Below are 17,113 nucleotides of genomic sequence, written 5' to 3' on the forward strand. Positions count from 1 at the left end.
CCTAACGGCCGAACGGGGGCATGCGATGACCTGTACTTCATTTCCCGTGTTATTTGTCATCTTTTTTCTCATCTTTCTTTTTTGTTTCTTTTTCTTTCTTCGCTTGTTCTTCTTTTTTTGCTTTTTCCTCGGCTGCGGCTTTTTCTTTTGCCGCTTTCTCTTCAGCTTGCTTTTTCTCTTCGTCAGTCTGTTCTTCAGCAGTTTGGCTGGTTGTATCAGCTTCTGACGTGTCAGACAACTCTTGTTCTTTTTGTTCTTTGATTTGTTTTCTTATTTGATCAAGCTCGCTCTGTATAGAGTCCAATTCTTTTTGTTTCTCATCATCTTTCATACTTTCATCTGCTAGTATCTCAGCCTTATATCTGATCAAACCCAACCCAATGTAGGGATTATATTCAAGCTTTCTTCCGATACTTATAGCTTCTTTATTCTCGCCTCTTCCTATATCTATCCAGTAAAGGAAGTGCTGTGGATCTGACTGCAGTGTAACCAAGTTATTTTCTACTTTTTTCTTTTCATCACTATTTATACTTTCAACCTCAACATAAGACGTCGCCAGCTGATACTGCACCGATTCGGGCAGGCTTTCCCCATCATACTTGGATAGTGTGCTGATGACCTCACTGTACTGCTTGTTTAGGAAAGCGCGATTGCTGTCCACTATCGCCTGGTGCTTAGGCTGCGCGAAAAATAAGGAGTACAACGAATAAATAAGAGCGGGTACAAGCAAAACAATCAGCCCGAGACCGATATATCGCTGGATGTTCCACTTTTTTCTCGGGATATGTATAAATGTTTTCGCTTTGGCTTCGAGCTCATCGATATGGGTTTGAATCAGCTCAAGCAGGTCATCATAGGACGCCGCATCCAATATCGCCTTGGCCTCTGCAGAGAACGTCAGCGTTTCATTGAATTTCAGGTAGTCTTCAAACGCAAAAGCGCCGTCAATTGCCAAAGCCGCTGTTGCTTTCAGCTCGCCCCATACTCTTTCCTCATCATGCTCGTAGGGAGGAATGCTTTCTTTTACGCCATAATGGAGAAAATAAGGCGTCAGACCTTTGTCGAATACAATGTTTTCAGGAGCGACAATTACATTCAGCCTCGACAAATTGTGCTGCTGTACAGCCTGAACAAGCTGATAAGCAAACTGCCATTTGCTTTTTTTATCTTTAGCTTTCATGAAGCGGAATGCTTTATAGGAGGGAGGAGGTTGGATTGTGATGATCACTTCATCATCCGTCACATCGATCTCTTTATGAAAAAATGGATTTACATCTTTGATCACATTCGCTTCGAGACCGTCCAGAAGCTTTATTTTTTCCCGCTGAAAGGTAAATGTATAGCCGGCGTCTGTTTTCTCGGCAACGGCTTCTAATTGATTTTCTAGATATGATTTTTGTTTTCCTGACATTCAACCAGATCCTTTCATAATATTTCAAGCCGGTCTCCGTTTGTAATGCCGCAATCAGATAGCTTGCATTCTCCGGAAAACACCGTATCCTTATTAACTACTCTGATCCAGTGCCCTTCGCGCGGAGGTATTGTTACGCTTTGAGCCTGCCAAGCAATATCAATTACTTTTTTCACCGGGTGGTAATCAGACAATCTGAGATCAAAGACACTTCCGTTATAATGTTTCAAATCTATTGTAATATCAATATACATTTCAGGTTCACCCTTACATAGAAAAAGCGCCGTCTTCTTGTGAATCAGGCGCTCCTTCCCTTTCATACTGTTATCCGCGAATTTGATTTGCGATGTCTTGGTCAGTAGACTCAAGTGTATTTGCTGTTTGATCAAGCTGTTGATTCACATCTTGAAGCAAATCTGACATTTTGATAAATGAAGGTTTGAGCTGCTCGTATTGATCTGCGAACGCTTCACTTGAAGCACCTTCCCACATGCTTTTCAAATCAGAAATCATTCGGTTTAAACGATCAACCTGATTTAACACTTCTTGGCTTTCAATGCCGTATTGTTTCGCCATCGCTCTTAGCTCTTCGGGTGTGACACGAATTAATCCTGCCATATTCCTCATTACCTCCTGTGCCATCAGCCTAAATATGGGCTAATTCACTTATTTTTAGAACGTCATTATTATAAAAACAGTTTTTCGGCACAGTCAAACAAATATGTTTTAATTTTACAAAATGAGTCCAATGGTTTATCTTACTTCACTTAAAAATGTTATATATTGTTAAACAACTAGGTTTATTTTCTCAATCTTCTCTTTATCCTCCGAATAATCCAAAAGACCCAAATAGCTCTCCAACTCCCAAAAAAACCTTTCAGAATATGTAATGCCAGAGCACCATTTCTGAAAGGTTCAGTTTTTTTCTTTCTTTGCCCCGATGACTTCTCTAGAAGAATATTAGGGTAAGCTTTCGTATTATGTAATGTATACAACTGTACTATAAAAGGAAGAAAATATCACCAATATATAAGACATTTCACTCAGCATGCCATGTCATTGTTTTGTTTGGCTTCTCTCTTTGTTGTTGATTTTCACAAACAATAACAATCATAATAAAAGGAAGGGGATGAATTGTCAAAGAGTAATCAAGCATGAAAAGTAGGGGAGATTTATGACCATGCCAACTGATCCGTTTACATACAGTTTTGACCGGCTTGAAGATGTGGCTGATCATATCAGCGACGTGCTGCGTTGCCCGATTACGATAGAGGATGTCAATCACAAGCTACTTGCCTACAGTACACACAGCGACTGCACAGATCCTGCCCGAACGTCTACGATTATTGGCAGAAGAGTACCCGAGAAGGTCATCAACAAGTTGTGGAAAGACGGAACGATTCCAGCTCTGCTAAAAACAGACAAACCAATCAAAGTAAAGCAAATAGACGAAGTCGGACTGAGCAATCGCGTTGCCATCTCCATTTGGAAAAACAACCAAGTGCTCGGGTTTATATGGGCGCTTGAGATCCAAAAAACATTGTCAGACGATGATCTGATGACACTGCAAATGGCAACAAAAGCTGTGAGGAACAAGCTTCTCAAACTTCAAATCAGGAAAACAAAAAATGAAGAACGCAGCCAAGAGTTTTTCTGGAAACTGCTGACCGGGCACATTTATCAGGAGCATGACATGGCGGATGGATTCCACAAGCTTGGAATGGTCGCCCCTTCTGAGTTTTCCGTAATGATTATCAGGATAAACGGCGAGCTGACTGAAAAAATCGAACAGCAGCTGCAATACTTGCAGGAAACCACCCAGCAGGTTCATGTTCTTCTGGCGACAGTAGATTCCAATGAACTCATTATTTTAACCGCCCCCAAAACAGACCACCCTTTTCAAGATGTAAAACAGTTTGCTTTCAGTACGCAAAAACAGCTAAAGGAACGTTATAAAATAGAAGACGTTTCTATCGCGTTTGGCGGAATATATCATTCTATTTCTTTTGTCTCCCGCTCCTATCAGGAAGCATTATCCGCCTTAAAAGTGAAGGAACGGTTCGCAGAAGAGACAAAACGTCTTTTCAGTTTTTCTGAGCTGGGCATTTATCAATATTTGGATGTCTTAGATGCAAAACGAAAACAGACGGGTTATTTGAATTATTCGCTCTCCAGACTGGAAGAGTATGACCGGGATCACCAGTCAAATATGGTAGAAACACTCGAGCGTTTTATTGAAGCAGACAGCAACGTGAATGCCGCCTCCAAAGTATTGAATATCCACGTCAATACGCTGAATTACCGCCTTAAGCGGATCAGCCAGATCGCTGAAATTGATTTAAAAAATGTGAACCAAAAATTCACCATCTACTTAGATATCAAACTTCGGCACATGGATTTGTGAAATTTCACAAATCCATGTTTTTTTATTTTCTTATTCAAACAAAGAATTTTCCGAAAAATCAAGCTACACTAAACCTATCAAGATATAGGAGGAGACAGATATGATCATAGGGGTTCCTAAAGAGATTAAAAACAATGAAAACCGCGTCGCACTAACACCTGGAGGCGTTTCACAGCTGATTTCAAACGGCCACCGCGTGCTGGTTGAAACAGGCGCGGGCCTTGGAAGCGGATTTGATAATGAAGCCTATGAATCAGCAGGAGCGGAAATCATTACTAACCCGAAACAGGTATGGGATGCCGACATGGTCATGAAGGTGAAAGAACCGCTCCCCGAGGAATATGTCTACTTCCGCGAAGGGCTTGTATTGTTTACGTACCTTCATTTAGCAGCTGAGCCTGAGCTTGCACAGGCCTTAAAAGATAAAGGAGTTACAGCAATCGCATATGAGACGGTTAGTGACGGCCGGACATTGCCGCTTCTGACGCCAATGTCAGAGGTTGCGGGCAGAATGGCAGCGCAAATCGGCGCTCAATTTTTAGAAAAACCTAAAGGCGGAAAAGGCATTTTGCTTGCCGGAGTGCCAGGCGTTTCCCGTGGAAAAGTAACGATTATCGGCGGAGGCGTTGTCGGCACAAATGCGGCGAAAATGGCTGTCGGCCTCGGAGCAGATGTGACTATCATCGACTTAAACGCAGATCGTCTTCGCCAGCTTGATGACATCTTCGGCCATCAGATAAAAACGTTGATTTCTAACCCGGTCAATATTGCAGATGCTGTGGCAGAAGCAGATCTTCTCATTTGCGCGGTTTTGATTCCGGGGGCTAAAGCTCCGACTCTTGTCACAGAGGAAATGGTAAAACAAATGAAACCCGGTTCGGTGATTGTCGATGTCGCGATAGACCAAGGCGGCATCGTCGAAACTGTCGACCATATGACCACACATGATCAGCCGACATATGAAAAACACGGCGTTGTCCATTACGCTGTAGCGAACATGCCTGGCGCTGTCCCCCGTACTTCAACAATTGCCTTGACTAATGTTACTGTTCCTTACGCGCTGCAAATCGCAAACAAAGGGGCAGCAAAAGCGCTCGCAGACAGTTCCGCACTAAGAGCTGGTTTAAACATAGCAAACGGACTCGTGACTTATGAAGCTGTTGCAAAGGATTTAGGGTATGAGTATGTACCTGCCGAAAAAGCTTTACAGGACGAGTCATCTGTGGCGGGTGCTTAATTCACATTGAGCTTGCAGAAAGATTTCTGCAGGCTTTTTTTATCTTTTTAAAGGAATAAAGAGACACAGTCACGAATAGGAACGATGAAACTTGATCATAAAGGAGGATTCATATGGCTGTTCAGCAATATGGCGTGTTAAAAGGTATTGTCTTAGAGATGAAGCGGGAAACCGATGATGACAGTCCTCACTTCCAAGTCAAAATGCTCGGTGAAGAGAATACGTATTACAGGTGCGCCATCAATGTCATGTCCAGTTCTGAGGAATCTGAAGTATTGTATTTGGCTGACGATCAGTTTGATTCGAGCTCGATCACCATCCTTCCGAACATGCCGTATGGATATACTAGGATCAACGAGGCAAACCGTGAAGTGGCGCTGGATTATGTGCGGGGCAATTTGTTTGACCCGCGTGACATGAAGCCTTTGCCGCATGAAATTACGGGGCCTGATAATGATTTAAATGACTTTATTGAAGCTTATATGAAAAAAGCGCAGGAGGAGAAGGCACCGGTTTATATTTTCGGCTCGAAGTTCGGACCTGAACAGGCTCCAGATAAGATCTTCGGCTTCGCCCCGACCAATGGCATGCACAACATCCATATGAATCAAGGGAACGCAATGGATACCCGCTGGAAAAAAGACAATGGTTCTTGGCATGACGGGGGGATTCTAATTCAATTTGCAGATCAGTGGGTCGCTGTGTTTTTAGCATTTTTATCCCAATCTTGGTGTACGGACGAAAATGGAAACCCGGTCAGAGATTGTGACCATACTCAAACTTCTGCGTAAGATAGAAAAAGAGACTGCGGCGGGCAGTCTCTTTTTTTATACTATTGATTACATGTTTTCAATCGTCTTTAGGCTGTTTGGCCTCATATCGCTCCAATGTGATTGGATATAGTCCAGACAAGCCTCACGCCCTTTTTGCTCATGAACAATTGTCCAGCCGCTCGGTACATCTATACATTCGGGCCACAGGGAATATTGGCCTTCGTCATTGATCAGCACTAAATATGTGCCGTCCGCATTTTCAAAAGGGTTTGCCATCTGTTATTTCCTCCTTATTTATTCATCTCATCCAGTTTGACAGCGAGAACCTTGCCGATTAGGGCAAGCGGTTCAGCCTGACAAAGATCTTTATGACGGCAGTCGATTTCGATCTGTTCAATTTGTCCATTGATATACGGCTTCCACGAATCAGGTTCAATCGGTTCGAACCAATCAGGAATGATTGTTGATCTGAAAAACAAGACATTTCCATGGAAGGTATTCGGCTTATATGAGCCTAATAGGCCGACAGAATTGACATACGTATTTTTCAGATTTAAAATGACCGATTCATCAAGGCTCGCGAGCGCACTGCCGTCGCTGCGAAGAGTCTCAATTGCCGTTTCAAAATCAAGCGGTTTGTCTCCTAAGCTGTCTGGATCATATCCGCCTAACGCCAGAAGGGCAATAAGCGCTTCCTCATCATCAGGCGCTTTTTTTATAGGAAGGAAGTGGTTCGGATAGGCATCCAGCATCACCAATAAGGATACTTCTTCTCCTTGATTTTGCAGCTGGGCAGCCATCGCTTGAACGACATTCCCGCCCAGAGACCAGCCAAGCAGATGGTAGGGGCCTTTCGGCTGGATTGTTCTGATTTGTTCAATGTAATCGGCAGCCATGTCATCGAGAGTTTGCGGAAGCTCCTCGCATTGCCCGATTCCCCGTGCCTGCAGGCCATAAAGAGGATAATCCGTTCCTATATTTGTCATCAAACCGGCATAGCACCAGCTGAGTCCGCCTGCCGGATGCACGCAGAATAAAGGAGGTTTGTCTCCGCTTGTTCGGAGCGGCAGCAAAACGTCAAGTGCGCTTTGGCTTGAACCCATTTCAAGTCTTTCTGCAAGCCCGGCAACAGTCGGCGCTTCGAATAGGATGCCAATGCTGAGTTCAACGCCGAGCGCTTCACGAATGCGGCTCATCAGCTGAACAGCAAGCAAGGAATGTCCGCCTATATCAAAGAATCGGTCATCAATGCCGACGTGCGGTAAATGCAGCACCTCCATAAACAGGTCACAGAGGATTTCTTCCTGCGGCGTTCTCGGTCCGCGTCCTGTCACTGCTCCTCCAAAATCTGGGGCAGGCAGCGCTTTACGGTCAAGCTTTCCATTCGGTGTCAGAGGCAATTCTTTCATCATCACAAAGGCAGAAGGCACCATGTAATCCGGCAGCCTCTCAGCGGTATATTTGCGCAGCTCCGCCGTATCAAACGTTTCTTCCGAGAAAGGTATGACATAAGCTGCCAAACGTTTATCTCCCGGCTGATCCTCGCGTACAATGACAGCCGCATCTTCAAGCTGCGGATGCTGAACAAGCGCGGCTTCAATTTCTCCCAGTTCAATTCGGAAGCCCCGAATTTTCGCTTGGTGATCAGCACGCCCGACATAGTCGAGAGTGCCGTCAGCGTGAAGGCGGGCCACATCTCCAGTCCGATACATCCGGGTGCCCGGAGGACCGAAAGGATCAGCTATAAAGCGTTCTGCTGTTAATCCAGTGCGTCCTAAATAGCCTCGTGCCAGCCCCGCTCCTGATACATACAGCTCTCCGGCAACACCCGGCGGGACCTGCTGCAAGCGTTCGTCCAGCACATAAACGCCAAGATCGGGAATGCTGCATCCGATCAAGCTGTTTGCCCGTAACGCTGCAATGCTTCGGTCTAATTCGATATAGCTCACATGCACAGTCGTTTCTGTAATTCCATACATATTGACAAGCTGCGGTCTATTTTCAGAATGACGATTATACCAATCCTCTAAGCGGCTGAGTTCAAGTGCTTCGCCGCCAAAAATGACATAGCGCAGACTGAGTGCTTGTCCGAGATTCGGCTGCTCCCGTTCCGCTTGCATAAATTGATAGAAAGCTGACGGTGTCTGATTTAAAACGGTCACACCCTCTTTGACAAGCAAACGCAGAAACGCTTCCGGTGATCTGCTGACGTGATGAGGCACGATCACAAGGCGTCCGCCATGCAGCAGGGGTCCCCATATCTCCCATACAGAAAAGTCAAACGCATAGGAATGGAACATGGTCCAGATATCGTCTGAGCTGAAATGGAACCACTGATCAGTCGCTGCAAATAAACGCGTTACATTTTGGTGGGGAATCAGCACACCTTTTGGAACCCCTGTTGAGCCGGATGTATAAATGACATACGCTGTATTCAATGGAGAAAGCGGCTGAATTCGATCTGTATGATTGGGATTATCAGCTCGGTATGTGTTTAGCTTCTCTGCCATTTTGATGTCATCCAGCACCATTTTCGGTACGTTTTTCGCTGGCGGAATGCTTTCAGCAGCTTTTGTATTCGTCAGAATAAACGAAGGCTGTGCATCTTTCAGCATAAAAGCAATTCGCTCAGCCGGATAGTCAGGATCGAGAGGCAGATAAGCTGCGCCGGTTTTCAGCACGGCCAGTAGCCCGATGACCATTTCCAATGACCGCGGCAGTGCCAAAGCTACAATTTGCTCTGGCCCGACGCCTTCACTGATCAGCATTCGGGCAAGCCGATTTGCTCTTACATTTAGCTCTGCATAGGTTAGTGACTGATCTTCATAAACGACGGCAACGGCATCTGGACGTAAAGCAGCCTGTTTCTCAAACTGTTCCGGCAAATTTGCGTGCGAAATGTTTTCAGAAACACTTTGCCAATCTGCCACCATGATGCTGCGCTCTTCAGGTTTAAGGATGTCCAAATGTCCGATCTGCTCGTCAGGATCAGATTCAGCAGCCTCCAGCAAGCGCAACAGACGGTCAGCAAAAGCTTGAGCAGTTTCCCGCTTGAAAAGGTCAGTGCTATATTCAATCAATCCTTCCAATCCGTTTGGTGTTCCGTCAGCAAGACGGTTTTCACTGATTTCCAGCGTCAAATCAAACTTGGCAGATCCGACAGTGTGGATCCGCAGGCTGCTTTCCATGCCAGGAAAATGCAGTTCAGCATCCGGTGTGTTTTGAAATGCGAGCATAATTTGGAATAAAGGATGTGTCGATCGCGAGCGAGCTGGATTCAGCACCTCCACAAGTCGTTCAAACGGCAGGTCCTGATTTTCATAGGCTGCCAGATTCACTTCCCGCACACGGTCAAGAAGCTCACGGAAGCTTGGGTCACCTGATGTATCGGTTCTGAGCACCAACGTATTAATAAACAGCCCAACAAGATCGCCTAGGGCATCATCATTACGGCCCGCAATCGGACTGCCAATCGGAATGTCAGTGCCGGCCCCGAGCCTTGTCAATAAAGTAGCGAGACCTGATTGAAGCACCATAAACAGGCTCACCCTATTTGCGCGGGCAAGCTCCTGCAATCGCTTGTGAAGCTCAGGTTCAATACGAAAATGAATCATATCTCCAGCATGACTCGGCTCAGCCGGACGTGAATAGTCAATTGGCAGTTCAAGGTGATCAGGCAGGTTCTTTAAACTTTCTTTCCAGAAAGCTAGCTGTCTCGCAATCAGGCTATTGGGATCATCCCCGCTTCCAATCCATTCTTGCTGCCAAAGCGCATAGTCTGCATACTGCACAGCAAGAGGCGCCCAATCGGGAGCTTTTCCGTGGCAGCGAGCTTCATAGGCCTCCCCAAGATCGCGGGTCAGCGGCGCCAAGGACCAGCCGTCCCCGACAATATGATGTACGAGAAGGAGCAGCACGTACTCGTCAGGATTGATAACAAATAGCTCTGCACGAAAAGCAGGTTCAGCTGCCAGATCAAAGCTGTAGCGCACAGCTTCAGCAAGCTGCTCAGAAAGCTCATGTTCACTAATTTCAGTAACATGCAAATCAGGCCGTGATTGATCAGCATCTAAAATATGCTGATAGGATGTCCCCTGTGATTCAGGGAAGATCGTCCGAAGGCTTTCGTGGCGGCAGACGAGATCATAAAGTGCAGCTTGCAGCACTCCTTGGTCCAGCCCGCCAGACAAACGGACAGCAACCGGAATATTATAAGTAGGACTCGGCCCTTCCAGACAATGGAGGAACCATAGCCGGCGCTGAGCAAATGAAAGCGGAATTCTTTCTGGTCGTTTAGCTCTTTGCAAAACGGGCCGTGCACTCTGCGCTTGATCAAGCTGAGCAGCTAGTCCTGCTACTGTCGGAATGTCAAAGAGCTTAGCGATGCCGAGTTCAGCTCCCATTGCTTCGCGAATGCGACTCACCAGACGTGCTGCAAGAAGCGAATGTCCGCCCAACTCGAAGAAACTGTCGTCAATACCGATACGAGCCAAACCGAGAACTTCTGCAAACAAATCACACAATATTTCTTCTTGAGGCGTCCGCGGTGCGCGAGCGCTGACAGATGTACTGAAATCAGGCACCGGCAGTGCTTTTCGATCGAGCTTTCCATTCGGTGTTAATGGCAGCTCGTCCATCTTCATAAATGCTGCCGGTACCATATAGTCAGGAAGACTGTCACCGACATAACGGCGAAGCTCGGCAAGATCAATAGCTGCCGCAGCCACTACATACGCCACCAATCGTTTGTCTCCCGGCTGATCTTCCCGCGCGACAACAGCAGCCTGTTCAATGTCCGGATGCTTGGCAAGCACGGCTTCAATTTCTCCTAGTTCAATTCGGAATCCGCGGATTTTCATTTGATGATCGGCCCGCCCGATATAATCCAAAGCCCCATCTGCACGCCAGCGGGCCTGGTCTCCGGTCCGATACATCCGAGTTCCCGGCGGACCGTATGGATCTGCAACAAAACGCTCAGCTGTTAAATCAGGGCGGCGGTAATAACCTCTGGCCAAGCCGGTTCCTGCAATATAAAGCTCGCCGACAACTCCCGGCGGCACCGGATGCAAACCGTTATCAAGCACATATATCTGTGTATTCCAAATTGGTTTGCCAATCGGCGGAACACCCTTTTGCCCTTCTTCAAGAAAAGCTGCTGCAGACCAAATCGTTGTTTCAGTCGGACCGTATAAATTCGTGACTGAACATTGAAGATCTTGGAGCGCCCGCAAAAGACCGCTCGGCAGCGCCTCGCCTCCGACAAGCACCCTGAGCCCCCGAAGTTTCTCAGGTTCATTCGTGACTAAAGCATGCCACAATGTCGGTGTCGCCTGCATGATATTAATATCGAAATTTTCGATCATTTGAGCTAATGCCTGCGGCTCACGGATCGTTTCTTTTTTTGCGATCACGATTTGCGCCCCGCTGATCAGCGGAAGATATAACTCCAATGCTGAAATATCAAAAGCGATAGTCGTCACGGCCAGCAGCCTGTCTTCTTCTGCTAGAGAAAATGCCTCCTGTATGGACAGCAGAAAGTTGCTTAAGCTTTTCAGCGTTACAACGACACCTTTCGGCCTTCCTGTTGATCCCGAGGTATAAATGATATACGCAGGATGTGCAAGAGAAACCGATACATTCGGATTGTCCGGCGAATAGCGTTTTACAACCTCCTGTGTAACAGCCTGATCAAGCACAAGCTGTGGTACTGCCAGTTTATCAGGCAGACGGGCTGCTATTTCCTCAGTCGTTATGATGCAGAAAGGTTTTGCATCCTCCAGCATGTAAGAAATTCGATCGGCCGGAAACTCTGGATCAAGCGGAAGATATGCCGCACCAGTCTTGAGCACAGCAAGCATCAATGCCACCAGCTCTGGAGAACGCGGCAGTGCCAAAGCGGCAAATTGCTCTGAACCAAGGCCTTTTTCGATCAACAGATGCGCAAGGCGGTTTGCCTTTTCGTTCAGCTCTTGATAGTTCACTTGAACGCCATCACTTATAAGAGCGATACGTTCCGGCGTAATGGTTGCCTGCTTTTCAAACATCTCCCGAAGGCTGAGCGACTTCTCAAGTTTTTCAGTCTCATTCCATTTACGAATGACTTGTTCTTTCTCCTGTGGCAAGAGAATCTTCATCTGCCCAATCAGCATATCTTCCCCGGCTGAAGCCGCTTTCAGCAGCTGCGAGATCCGCTGCAGATGAAGCTTTATATCAGATTCGCTGTATACCTCAGGATTTGCGTCCACATCAATCCGCAGTCCGCTGCCGTCCATTCTGTCATAGACATTGATTGATAAATCTTCAACAGGCCCGGCAGAAAGATTATGCGTTGTGCCTCGGGTTCCGGCAAAGTCAAGATCATAATCAAACGGCATGAGATTGATTTGCGGGCCAAATAATCTATGATTTTCTCCTATTAATTTTAGATCGCGGCGAAGCTCTTCATGTCGATACTTATGATGCCGCCGAATATTGCGGATTTCCCGGGAAATTTGCTGAATCAATTCAGAAAAACGCATCGAAGAGCTGACAGACAGCCTGAGCGGGAGAAGGTTCATTACCATAGCCGGTACGTTTAGTGATGCGGAACCTATCCGTCCCATCATCGGCAAACCGAGCACAACATCCTCTGAGCCAGTCATACGGTGCACATAAACAACTGACACTGCAAGTATGACTTCATGCCAGCTTCCTGAGAAATAACGCGCTGCTTCTTTTAACGCATTTACATCAGACGGAGGCAGATATGCTGTATGACGAAGAAAACTGTTAGATGTTCTTGGCGCCCGATCAGCCAAGCTCACAACTTCAAGTCCATCAGCAAAACGCGCCAGCCAAAATTGACGATCCTTTTCATACTGCTCTGATCCGCGATAAGCTGTATCCTCCTCCAAAACAGCCTGCAGCGGTCCAAAAGGTCGGTCTGCAGCTGATTGTCCTTTTACCAGTGCGGTATACGTACTTGCCACACGCTGGGCTATCAGAGAAAAACCGAAACCATCGATTGCAATATGGTGAATGCGCTGATACCAAAAGAAACGATCAGGACCAGCTATAAACAGAGCTTCATTGAATAAAGGATCATATTCTAAATCAACCGGCTTTGCCATATCTGCCTTCATCCAGTTTAATGCTGTTGTTTCCGGATCAGTCTCAGAGCTTACGTCAATGACGTGCAGCTGTACATCCGGAGACGGGTTTATCATCTGCCAAGGCCCATCCATATGTTCACCGAAGCCGACATGCAGCGATTCCGCTTCCTTTATCACATGCCGCAAAGCTTCTTCAAATAAAGCAATATTGATTGGTCCATTGATTTCGATATATTCCGCTGTATTGTAAATTGGATTGTCCGGGTCAAGCTGCTGAGCAAACCATATGCCAGTTTGCGCTCCGGTTAAAGAAAATTGAAGATCTTTTGTCTCGGGCATCCGTCTGTTTCCCCCTCCTTTTATAAATAATCCGCGTTTGGCAGCACTTGCTGACTGCGGGTGGCGAGCAATTTTTGCCATTCTTCGATCGTCGGGCGTTCAGCCAATTCCACGAATGTCACCTCGGCTCCTTCACGCCGCCATTGTTCGACTAATGTCATGATCCTTACTGAATCAAGCCCTCGGTCTAGCAAATCCTCTTGATTCGTAATATCTTCAGGTTTATCTTGAAGAAGCTCAGCAATTTGTTTACGGATCTTCTCACAAGTAAACATTTCTTTGCGGGTGTTTAGTGCCGTTTTTCGCGTGTATGCCGGCGCATTCTTCAGCTGATCGAGAAGGCTGTCAGTCATCACAGTATACGCACAGCGTCCAGCCGCATAATCCAGCGCCATCTGATGTTTTTCTAATGAAAAATCAGCAACTGCATCCCCCACAAAAAAAGCTTCAATATCCTCCATAAATGCTTCACATGCTGTAACGAGACAGCCGATATGGGCGTAAATTCCGGTAATAATCAACTGATCCCGTCCCTCTTTTCGCATCATTTCAAGCAAATTCGTTCTCTTAAACGCGCTGTATCTCCATTTTGTCAGCACGAGATCATTATCATCCGGTGCCAGCTCGGTTATAATTTTCTCCTCATAAGGGCCGCTGCTTAATCCCGGGCCCCAAAAGTCTGTCAAGAGCGCCCGGTCAGCTGGATTTTGGCTGCCTGGCTGTGCAGTATAGACGACAGGTATCCCAAGCTGGACACATTGATCCTTCAGCCTGCGTATATTCGCAGATAGCTCTGTTACCGGAGATGCTCCCGCTGTGAAAGCATCGACAAAATAGTTTTGCATATCGTGGATTAACAGGACTGCCCGATTTGGAGCAGGCACCCATGACACTTTGTTTTGCGGCATATCAGCTGCTGTCGGCATTTGATACGGCTGAATGGCAGGTATAGCCATTTGAACACTCCCTCTCAAATTGTTGTTTATGTTATTTTTTTGATCCTGCAAGAAGCTTTTTGGCAATGGCTTCACGAAGCGCTTTTTTGCTGACTTTGCCGACCCCTGTCCGCGGAAAGGAATCGACAAATTCAATCCGGTCGGGGATTTTGTATGCCGCCAGTCCGCGCTCTCTCAAAAACGCTTTGAGCTCTGCTGCTTTTGGGGCTTCATCCCGGGGAATAATGAACACACAAGATCTTTCGCCAAGAAATTGGTCAGGCATGGAAACCATTGCGGCATCATGGACAGCCGGATGTGCCAGCAGATGATTTTCTACCTCTTCTGCCGCAACCTTTTCTCCTCCGCGGTTAATTTGATCCTTCGCCCGGCCTTCAACGACAATATAGCCGTCTGATGTCAGCCTGACGATATCCCCTGTGCGGTAAAAACCGTCCTCTGTAAAAGAAGTGGTATTATGCTCATCTGCCTTATAGTAACCTCGAATCGTGTACGGTCCCCGCGTCAGCAGATGTCCTGCTTCACCGGGTTTCACGTCGCGATTCTGATCGTCCCACACGCGTACTTCATCGTATGGAGACATCGGTTTTCCTTGGGTGTTGACAATCACTTCCTCAGGGTCATCAAGTCTCGTATAATTGACAAGCCCCTCTGCCATTCCGAACACCTGCTGCAGCGTGCAGCCGAATACTGCTTTCACCTTGCGTGCGGCTTCAGCGCTGAATTTAGCACCTCCGACCTGCAGTACTTGAAGGCTGGATAAATCGTCACTGCGTGAGGATGCCGCATCCATCCATACCATTGCAAGGGGCGGAACAAGAGCGGTAATCGTGACTTGTTCCCGTTCAATCAAAGGAAATGCATCATCAGGACTTGGAGAAGGAGATAAAACCACTCTTCCTCCAGCGTATAAAACGCCGAGAACCCCAGGCGAGCTTAGCGGGTAATTGTGTGCCATCGGCAGCGCTGCCAAGTACACCGTGCTGCGGTCGAGCCAGCAGACCTCTACACTCCGCCGCAGACTGTATATGTAGTCATCATGAGTCCGCGGGATCAGCTTTGATAAGCCGGTGCTTCCGCCGGAAAGCTGGAGAAACGCCACATCCGAAGATTTGACTTCAGGCAGTTTTTCAGGTTCTGTGTGCAGCGCCTCCAGAGGCAAAAATTCCTCCGCTTCACCTGCGACTATAACGTGCTTCAAAGACGGCAGTTTGCTTTGAACCTGTCTGGCGAGTGATCGGTAGTCAAAGCCTGAGTAAGAGTCGGGAATGATATAAGCTGCCGCTTCCGCAAACTCGCAAAAATATGTAATTTCACTGCTTCGATGTGAAGGCAGTGCGAAGACTGGGAGCGCTCCCAGACGGAAAAGCGCGAAAATGACTTCAAAAAACTCTGCGATATTCGGCAGCTGTACCACGACACGATCCATCTGTTGAATGCCGAGCTTCTGAAAGCCGGCAGCCAGACGATCAACTCTTATGTCAAGCTCTCGATAGCTCCAATGAGTGTTCCCGCATGTAATTGCGATGCGATCGCCATATTTCGCAGCCCGGTCTCTTAACAAATCTCCAAACGTCTCACCGGCCCAGCAGCCGTTTTTCCGATATGTCTCTGCTAACTCTTCAGGCCAAGGAGTAAATCCATTCAGCATGTTGTATCCCTCCAGCAATTCATTCTGATCATATGTGATTCACGCCCATTGCCCGAAGCATTGTCCGAAACTTCGCGGATGTCTCCTGAAGCTCGTCCTCTGGTTTTGATCCGGCAACAACACCAGCTCCTGCATACAGACGAAGTGAGCGGTCTTCTGCCTCAGCGCAGCGGATCGTGACAATCCATTCTCCGTCACCCGCATCGTCACACCAGCCGACCATGCCGGTAAAGAAGCCTCGGTCAAACGGTTCAATGCTGTGAATCGCTTCTCTTGCAAGCTCAGTCGGTGTACCGCAGACTGCCGGCGTCGGATGGAGCGCAGCTGCCAATTCCAGTGCGGTCACGGACGGATCGGATAGCTCTCCCTTAATCACACTGGACAGATGCCACATCGTCTCGGTTTTGATCAACGAAGGCTGCTCTGGAACATCCAGCGTCCGGCAGAAAGGACGCAGTGCGGACACAACCGCGGCAGCTACAACCGCATGCTCATGGAGATCCTTAGCGGAAGAAAGCAATTCAGCAGCCCTGCGCTGATCTTCAGCAGGATCGTCACTGCGAGGTCTTGACCCGGCTAATGGATTGGAAACAACTTGAGTCCCCATTCTTGAAACGAGAAGCTCCGGACTTGCACCGAGCAGTGTTCGGAAAGAAGCCGTTTCCGCTTCGCCGGACACATCAGCGGCAAACGTGTAGCCGTGTGTGTTATGCTGCGCCAGATGGTGAAGCAGTTCATCTGTCTGAATCGGTTCAGACGTGGTCAAATGCAATGACCTAGATAGGACGATCTTGCTGAGTGTCCCATTGTCAATGAGCGCCAGACCTTGTTTGACACCATGTTTATAATCCTCTGGTGCAGGAACAGGCTCTATGTGGTATGTATGCTTAGGCTGCTGTTCCTTATCCGCACGGTCAAATTGAAGCGGTCCTGACCAGTGCACTTCTTCAGGAACAATGAGGCGCGCTGCTTTTATATGATCAAAAGGAACGGCTCCGACAACAAGCGGACGGCTTTGTCCCGAGTGTTTTGCCTGATTCAGCGCCTCTGCTATCCGAACAGAAAGGGATTCAATTTGGTTATTCCCGTCTGCTTTCGGCACGATTTCACATACGCCTTTCGCCAGCAGGACGCGCTGAGGAGAAGCTAAGAAAAAAGCACCCGGCTGATACTCATGAAGCAAATGGTCCGCTTTGGTTTGTGATATCACGTTTTGTTCCAACATTCTTATAAACCTCCCTTTTAAATTGA

The 17,113-nt window shown here is 47.3% G+C and carries 11 protein-coding genes; 3 read left to right on the forward strand and 8 right to left on the reverse strand.

The window, feature by feature from the left end:
* Nucleotides 1-49: 49 nt before the first annotated feature.
* The 3 genes from essB to BTW01_RS13160 all read right to left on the reverse strand — a co-directional run bounded on the left by essB (nucleotide 50) and on the right by BTW01_RS13160 (nucleotide 2,029).
* The gene (gene essB, locus BTW01_RS13150) at nucleotides 50-1,411 is read right to left on the reverse strand and encodes a type VII secretion protein EssB (RefSeq protein WP_162103407.1); all 1,362 of its coding nucleotides are present in this window, start codon (nucleotides 1,409-1,411) and stop codon (nucleotides 50-52) included.
* A 14-nt stretch (nucleotides 1,412-1,425) separates the two neighbouring features.
* Nucleotides 1,426-1,665, reverse strand: coding sequence for an ESX secretion system protein YukD (yukD, locus tag BTW01_RS13155; protein ID WP_162103408.1), 240 nt, complete (start codon nucleotides 1,663-1,665; stop codon nucleotides 1,426-1,428).
* Between the two features lie 70 nt (nucleotides 1,666-1,735).
* Entirely contained in the window at nucleotides 1,736-2,029 is a 294-nt protein-coding gene (locus BTW01_RS13160; protein WP_162103409.1) for a WXG100 family type VII secretion target, read from the reverse strand.
* Nucleotides 2,030-2,591: 562 nt separating this feature from the next.
* On the opposite strand from BTW01_RS13160, the gene BTW01_RS13165 reads away from it, so the two are divergent.
* The 3 genes from BTW01_RS13165 (at nucleotide 2,592) to BTW01_RS13175 (ending at nucleotide 5,843) form a co-directional block, all read left to right on the forward strand.
* On the forward strand, nucleotides 2,592-3,815 hold the full coding sequence (locus BTW01_RS13165; RefSeq protein ID WP_162103603.1) for a helix-turn-helix domain-containing protein: 1,224 nt from the start codon (nucleotides 2,592-2,594) through the stop codon (nucleotides 3,813-3,815).
* Between the two features lie 100 nt (nucleotides 3,816-3,915).
* Nucleotides 3,916-5,052, forward strand: a complete 1,137-nt coding sequence (ald, locus tag BTW01_RS13170) for an alanine dehydrogenase (RefSeq protein WP_162103410.1) — start codon at nucleotides 3,916-3,918, stop codon at nucleotides 5,050-5,052.
* Between the two features lie 113 nt (nucleotides 5,053-5,165).
* Nucleotides 5,166-5,843, forward strand: a complete 678-nt coding sequence (locus tag BTW01_RS13175) for a YukJ family protein (protein ID WP_162103411.1) — start codon at nucleotides 5,166-5,168, stop codon at nucleotides 5,841-5,843.
* Between the two features lie 48 nt (nucleotides 5,844-5,891).
* Here the strand turns inward: BTW01_RS13175 and BTW01_RS13180 are convergent, their stop codons facing one another.
* From BTW01_RS13180 to dhbC, 5 genes are read right to left on the reverse strand one after another with little or no spacing between them, the layout of a single operon-like run.
* Nucleotides 5,892-6,101: an MbtH family protein gene (locus tag BTW01_RS13180; RefSeq protein WP_162103412.1), complete on the reverse strand. Its 210-nt coding sequence runs from the start codon at nucleotides 6,099-6,101 to the stop codon at nucleotides 5,892-5,894.
* Nucleotides 6,102-6,115: 14 nt separating this feature from the next.
* The gene (locus BTW01_RS13185) at nucleotides 6,116-13,255 is read right to left on the reverse strand and encodes an amino acid adenylation domain-containing protein (protein ID WP_162103413.1); all 7,140 of its coding nucleotides are present in this window, start codon (nucleotides 13,253-13,255) and stop codon (nucleotides 6,116-6,118) included.
* Between the two features lie 20 nt (nucleotides 13,256-13,275).
* Nucleotides 13,276-14,211 carry an isochorismatase gene (locus tag BTW01_RS13190; protein WP_162103414.1) on the reverse strand — a complete coding sequence of 312 codons (936 nt, stop codon included), beginning with the start codon at nucleotides 14,209-14,211 and terminating at the stop codon, nucleotides 13,276-13,278.
* A gap of 31 nt (nucleotides 14,212-14,242) precedes the next feature.
* A complete protein-coding gene (locus BTW01_RS13195; RefSeq protein ID WP_162103415.1) occupies nucleotides 14,243-15,862 on the reverse strand; it encodes a (2,3-dihydroxybenzoyl)adenylate synthase in 1,620 nt (539 codons plus the stop codon).
* A gap of 28 nt (nucleotides 15,863-15,890) precedes the next feature.
* Nucleotides 15,891-17,087, reverse strand: coding sequence for an isochorismate synthase DhbC (gene dhbC, locus BTW01_RS13200; RefSeq protein ID WP_162103416.1), 1,197 nt, complete (start codon nucleotides 17,085-17,087; stop codon nucleotides 15,891-15,893).
* Nucleotides 17,088-17,113 lie beyond the last annotated feature (26 nt).

This window comes from Bacillus sp. SKDU12, assembly GCF_010093085.1.
Lineage (GTDB): Bacteria > Bacillota > Bacilli > Bacillales > Bacillaceae > Bacillus > Bacillus mexicanus.